Genomic DNA, 6,053 nt, shown 5'->3' with positions numbered 1-6,053 from the left:
TTGGTGTGCATGATGACTGTTGCGTAACAACATAAAATAGATATTTTCGCGTCTGCTGTGCAGTGTCTGGGACGACACGGCACACCACCCCCAAGCACTTGTGTGTGGGGGTTGGGTGTGTGGTTTGTTCTGTTTTGTTTTGTCGGTGGTTTTAGCGGCGGGGTCACGCCCGGTCCCTTTCCGAACCCGGAAGCTAAGCCTGTCTGCGCCGATGGTACTGCACCTGGGAGGGTGTGGGAGAGTAGGTCACCGCCGGCATTTATTATTGTGTGTGTGAAATGTGTGGGTCCTTACGGGCCGGGAGAAGAACGTTGTTTCTTTTCCTGGTCTGTGAGGGCCCACTTTTCTATGCCCAAAAACTATCCAGTTTGCCTTCAAATTCCCAGCTAGTAGTCTGTTTTTATGCCTGAAACTCGTTCCAATGCTCGGTGGTTACTACTCGCTGTTGTCGGTATCGGAGTATTCCTCATCACCCTGGACAACACGGTCCTCTACACCGCGCTTCCCACCCTCGTGAACGAGCTTAACGCCACCAGCACCCAGCAGCTGTGGATCATCAACGCCTACCCAGTTGTCATCGCCGGATTGCTCCTGGGCACAGGAACCCTCGGGGACAAGATCGGCCACCGACTCATGTTCACCATCGGATTGGTGATCTTCGGCGTCGCCTCAATCTTTGCCGCTTTCTCACCCGGGCCGGAATTCCTCATTGCTGCTCGCGCCCTACTGGCCGTGGGTGCCGCAACGATGATGCCCTCTACGCTTTCCCTCATCCGCATCACGTTTACCCAATCCCGCGAACTCAGCTTCGCCATCGGAGTGTGGGCGCTCCTCGCAGTGGTGGCGGCAGCAATCGGCCCATTGGTCGGCGGGCTTCTACTGGAGTGGTTCTGGTGGGGTTCAGTCTTCCTTCTCAATGTGCCGATGGTTCTCTTCGCGCTCATCACGCTGCCTTTCGTGGCCCCGCGTAGCGTCCGGAATCCGGATAAGCACTGGGATGTGGTCTCTTCCATCCTCGCCATGATCTCCCTGGTTGGCGCCGTTCTTTTCATTAAGGAGTTGGCTCATTCCCCACAGAACTGGGTGATCATTGTCGGCTCGCTTGTCGCGGCGGTTGTGGGAGGGGTTCTTTTTGTCCGACGTCAAGGCCGCCTCGAGCAGCCACTACTCACCATGGAGATCTTCGCTGAACCTCCTTTCGTAGCCGGGGTAATCGGCGCCAGCTTCGCGATGTTCGCCACAGTCGGCGCGCAATACGTGGTCTCGCAGAAGACTCAGTTGGTGGAGGGATTCTCTCCACTTCAGGCTGGGTTGGTGGTCTCCGCTATCGCTCTGGGGTCTGCGCTGACCAGCGTGGTGGCAGGTGCGCGGTTGCATGTCTTCGGGCCTCACCTGTTGGTGGCTGGTGGCCTGTTCTTGGCGGCGATCGGCTCCGCGATCGTTGGATTGGGCGGGTTGTTCCACAGCACTGCTCTGTTGGTGGTTGGTTTGTTGTTGCTCGGTGCCGGAACGGGTGCGGTGATGGCCGTGGCGTCCATCTTGATGATTTCCAACGCGCCCTCGCACCGCGCCGGCATGGCGGCTTCGGTGGAGGAAGTTTCCTATGAGTTCGGTTCCCTCTCTGCGGTAGCCCTGCTGGGAAGCCTAATCTCCTTTATTTATTCCCGGAGTTTTGTCCTGCCAGACGGAGTCCCGGCCCGCGCAGGTGAGGGCTTGCAGAATGCGCAACTGGCCATCCACGAAGGTCACGTGGATCCCGGAATGGTTGGGGAAGTCCTGGCTCGCGCAGAAGACAGCTTCAATTCGGGCTTCTTGAGCAGCACGGTTCTGGTTACCGTGGTGCTGCTGATCGGCGCGTGGGTTACTCACGGCAAGCTCCGCGGGTATTCACTTCCAGAGGACGCAGCCCACTAGTTTCGCTAGTACAGGCTGCTAAAGCTCCGCGGTTCCTCAGTGAGGGGATCTGTGAACTCCAGCCGTTTAGCAATGAGACCCATGGGCCGGGTGAAGTCCTCGTGCTCCACAAAGACCGGGCTGGGCAGCACTCCGTCCGGGGTGAGCAGGGCGGTATCGCTGAGCTCTTCGTAAAGGGGATCGTTGAGAATCGGCAAGCCCAAGGTGCGCATCGCCACCCGTAGCTGATGGGTGCGGCCACTCTTGGGCAGCAGCGTCCATACCGCCACGTCCCTGCCCTGCCGGTTCTCCACCCGCATTCCCGTGACCAGGGTGCGGGCATTCATATCCTCCACCGGCAATGATTCATCCAGATACGTGGCCAATCGTCCGCGGATCTTGATCATGTGGTGCCGCAGTTCCCAGGGTGCTTGCGCGGTGGGCGCATCCCAGGAGCGCCAGTCCTTGAACCGCGGGATCGGAGAAAAGGCCGCGTTATCCGGAAGCTCGGTTACTGCCTCATATGTCTTTTGCGGCAGGCGTCGATCAAACATGGTTTGGTATGCCCCGCGCGCTTCCGGGCGCTTTGTCATCATCAATACCCCACTGGTGAGGCGATCTAGGCGATGGCACGGGGAGAGTTCGGGGACATTAAATTGAATTCGGGCTCTAACCAGAGCGGTTTCTCGTATGTGCTGACCCCGGGGGAGAGTAGCCAGGAATGGGGGCTTATCGAGGACGAGAAGGGTGGCGTCGGAAAAAAGAAGACGAAGTTGACCGGGGACCTCGCGCTCAGGGGCGGGGTAGCGATAGAAATTTATAAAAACGCCAGGTGAAAGCGGGGAATCAGGGCGGAGAATTTCCCCGGAATCAAGGCGCACTTCGCCTGCGGAAAACCTCTGGAGGAGAGCGGCGGCATCATCTGCGGGATTACGATGACGCTGCGCGGAAATCAATTGACCCACGAATTCTGCGGCGGTGAGGGGAGTGGAAACTCGAGCTCGAGTTGGATTTAATCCCAAACGTATTGGAAGCGGGTTAATCATTGCGTATACTCCCACTCATGGATCTTAACGTAATCTTGCATGCTATCTCAGATTTCCTCAGCACCGATGCAGGCGCGGCTATTGCGCGTGTCTTGGGCGGAATCTTCCAATTCCTCTACCCAGCCAATGCACCCGGAGCTTGGGACGTGCCACTTCCAGACACCTCTCCTCGCCCATAATTCGCTAGCGCAATAAGCGCAGGAAAAGGGGCCCTCCGGCGGGTATGACATTCGCCACGGAGGGTCCCTTTTTGCTGACGAAAGTGAATTAAAAGCGCATAATGGAATCAGAGGGCTTCAGTTAATGAAGTTCCCCGCCAACGGTAAGGCTGAGAGCGCAACAATGCGAATATCGATGCAGAAATGCTGTGGCGTTGCCTTCGGCGGAAGTGCGAGTGAAAGGAATATGAACTCATGACCTCCACCAACAATTCCGCGAAGGAAATTGTGGTCGCAGTTGATGGTTCTGCGGCTTCCGAGGCAGCAGTTCGCTGGGCGGCCAATGCTGCAGCTCAGCGGGAACAGCCCATCAAGTTGGCCACCGCCTACACCTTGCCTCAGTTCATGTACGCAGATGGCATGGTGCCACCGCAGGAGCTCTACGACGAGCTGGAAACCGATGCTCAAGCCAAGGTGGATCATGCCCGCCAGTTGATCGCGGAGGAATTCCCCTCGCTCACCGTGAACCACCAGGTCAAGGAAGTCTCTCCGATCGACTTCCTCCTGGAGCTCTCAGAGAACGCGGAGATGCTGGTCATGGGCTCCCGCGGCCTGGGTGGCCTCTCCGGCCTGGTCATGGGATCTGTCTCCGCTGCGGTTGTCTCCCACGCCTCCTGCCCAGTGGTGGTTGTCCGCAAGGAAAGCGACGTGGAAGAAGCTAACGAAGGCAGCCGCGTGGTGGTTGGTGTGGACGGATCGACCGTATCTCGCCAGGCCATCCAGCTGGCATTCCAAGAAGCTCACGCCCGGCGAGTGCCACTGCGCGCGGTGCTGGCATGGACCGATGCGCAATTCCAGGCGTCTCTGGTGGGAGCGCTGGATTCCCGCGGCGACTTGGAAAAGCTCAACGGTGAATACCAGGACCTGCTGCACAGTGAACTAGCTCCCATGAGGGAGAAGTACCCAGACGTTGAGGTGGAAGAACTCGTGGAGCGGGAACGCGCTGTCCACGCGCTCAAGACCGCCTCCGAAGGCGCGCAACTTCTGGTTCTGGGCTCCCACGGACGAGGCGGATTCCGGGGCATGTTGCTGGGCTCCACCTCCCGCGCATTGCTGCAATACGCGCCCTGCCCCATGATGGTTGTCCGACAGGCTAGACTCTAAACCCAGTAGTAATCCGCACGCGTTGCCCTTATCGATTTGCCAGTCGAGAATTCTTGAACACGCTCGGCGGCAAGCGAGGGGCAACGCGTGGTGATTACGGAAGAATAAGGGAACGAGCAGGGCAATGCCCGGCCAGGATTGACCAAGGAAAGGGTTATGGCAACAGCGACCAAGAAGACCAGCACTCGGAGACGGAACCGTCCCGGGCCGCGTCAACGTCTTCTCGCCAGCGCCACCAACCTCTTCACCACCGAGGGAATCCGCGTAATCGGCATCGACCGCATCCTCCGCGATGCCGATGTGGCCAAGGCCTCCCTGTATTCCCTCTTCGGCTCCAAGGACAACCTCGTTGTCTCCTACCTCGAGGAATTGGACACGGGGTGGCGTGCCAGGTGGCATGAGATAGCCGACGAAAGGGAAAGCCCGGAAGCGCGGATCATCGCATTCTTTGATCTCTGCATCCGGGATGAGCCGGACAATAACTTTCGTGGCTCCCACTTCCAAAACGCTGCCAGTGAATACCCACGACCGGAAACTGAATCCGAAGAGCGCATCCGCAATGCAGCGATGGCGCACCGGGATTGGTGTAGAGACACCATGGCTGAGCTGCTTAATGAGCGTTTCGGCTACTCATCCCGCACCCTGGCTGACCAGTTGATGGTGTGCCTTGACGGTGGCTTGGCAGCAGCCAAGATGAGCCGTTCCGTGGTGCCGCTGGAGACCGCCAGGGGAATGGCGCGTCAGCTGCTGCTCACCGCGCCGGCGATGTACAACATTTAGCCCGCGCTATTCGCTGGGCTGCTCATCGGGGGAGTTAAGGGCATTCTGATTAGGTGGCTGAGAAAGCCGGTTCTTTTTGGCTGCGCGGTTTTCCTTATGTAGTTGTTTCTGCGTGGCGAAATATTCCCAAAACTCATCGGTATACGGGTAATGCTTATCCAAATGCGATTGAATTGCATAGCTCTGCACAGCAGTCCACAGGTTATTGCACACCCAGTAGAGCAAAAGCGCGATGGGGGCTGGCCCGAAGAGTCCAAAAACCCACGGGAAAAACAAAATGAGTGGCCCCATAAAGATCATGAATTTGGAGATAAAACGGGCAAAACCTTGGCTGTAATCCACCGTGCGGAACGTGCGGCTGGTGCTGTAAATGAAGTTCGTGGTGGTGAACACAGACGCCATGATGATCAGCGGCAAAGCCACAGTGAGCACTTCTAAACCGCTTGTGCCGAGCGATCGCAGTTCACCCTCAGCCATGCTGGCGTAGGTGGGCAGCGGCACGCCGAAGAGGCGGGCATCCAAGAAGGTGGTGAAGTCCGTGGCGGAGAGGGGGCCATAGCCGGAGTGTGCAGAATTCAGGCCCTCTTCAGGGCGCGCGATGCGCAGGAGAAGCCGATAGAGGCCAATGAGTACCGGCAACTGGATGAGCAGCGGGAGGCAGCCATCGCGAAGCTTGTAGTCGTTGGCACTCTGCACTTCTTGGCGTGCACGCCGCAGCTCACGCCGGCTTTCGGGATCCGTCTTCCCTTCATAACGCTCGCGGATTTCCCGCATCTGTGGGCGCAGATTAGCCAGGATGCGGCCAGACTTGATTTGCCGGTAGGCAAGCGGCAGAAGCATCAACCGGAAAGTAAGCACCAAGAGAACCACCGCGCCCACCCAAGCGACATTGGGGGCGATCCCGAGGACATTAGCCAGCAGTAGGTGCCAGAGCTTGAGTACCGCGGCAACGGGATATTCAACGATGATCATTACAAAAACAATAGTCAGTGTGCGGTCACTGCGCGTTATC

General features: G+C 58.1%; 6 protein-coding genes and 1 rRNA gene. 5 read left to right on the top strand and 2 right to left on the bottom strand.

The annotated features are described in order from the left end of the window. The first annotated feature begins 141 nt into the window (after positions 1-141). Positions 142-258 (top strand): 5S ribosomal RNA (gene rrf, locus IRY30_RS09790). A gap of 144 nt (positions 259-402) precedes the next feature. Next, a complete protein-coding gene (locus IRY30_RS09785; protein ID WP_194557233.1) occupies positions 403-1,914 on the top strand; it encodes an MFS transporter in 1,512 nt (503 codons plus the stop codon). A 5-nt stretch (positions 1,915-1,919) separates the two neighbouring features. On the opposite strand, the gene IRY30_RS09780 is transcribed toward IRY30_RS09785, so the two are convergent. Then, complete coding sequence (locus IRY30_RS09780) at positions 1,920-2,939, bottom strand: pseudouridine synthase (RefSeq protein WP_194557232.1); 1,020 nt, start codon at positions 2,937-2,939, stop codon at positions 1,920-1,922. Between the two features lie 17 nt (positions 2,940-2,956). Between IRY30_RS09780 and IRY30_RS09775 the strand changes: the two genes are divergently transcribed. The 3 genes from IRY30_RS09775 (at position 2,957) to IRY30_RS09765 (ending at position 5,041) form a co-directional block, all read left to right on the top strand. Then, positions 2,957-3,118: a hypothetical protein gene (locus tag IRY30_RS09775; RefSeq protein WP_194557231.1), complete on the top strand. Its 162-nt coding sequence runs from the start codon at positions 2,957-2,959 to the stop codon at positions 3,116-3,118. A gap of 234 nt (positions 3,119-3,352) precedes the next feature. Beyond that, on the top strand, positions 3,353-4,261 hold the full coding sequence (locus tag IRY30_RS09770) for a universal stress protein (RefSeq protein WP_194557230.1): 909 nt from the start codon (positions 3,353-3,355) through the stop codon (positions 4,259-4,261). Between the two features lie 156 nt (positions 4,262-4,417). Further along, positions 4,418-5,041 (top strand): TetR/AcrR family transcriptional regulator, encoded by a 624-nt coding sequence (locus IRY30_RS09765; RefSeq protein WP_194557229.1) that lies wholly within the window; start codon positions 4,418-4,420, stop codon positions 5,039-5,041. 6 nt (positions 5,042-5,047) lie between these two features. On the opposite strand, the gene yidC is transcribed toward IRY30_RS09765, so the two are convergent. Further along, positions 5,048-6,013, bottom strand: a complete 966-nt coding sequence (gene yidC / locus IRY30_RS09760; protein WP_194557228.1) for a membrane protein insertase YidC — start codon at positions 6,011-6,013, stop codon at positions 5,048-5,050. Between the last annotated feature and the right edge of the window lie 40 nt (positions 6,014-6,053).

Origin of the sequence: Corynebacterium suicordis DSM 45110 (assembly GCF_015351405.1) — a bacterium.
Taxonomy (GTDB): Bacteria; Actinomycetota; Actinomycetes; order Mycobacteriales; family Mycobacteriaceae; genus Corynebacterium; species Corynebacterium suicordis.
This window is presented reverse-complemented; position numbering and strand designations above follow the sequence as displayed.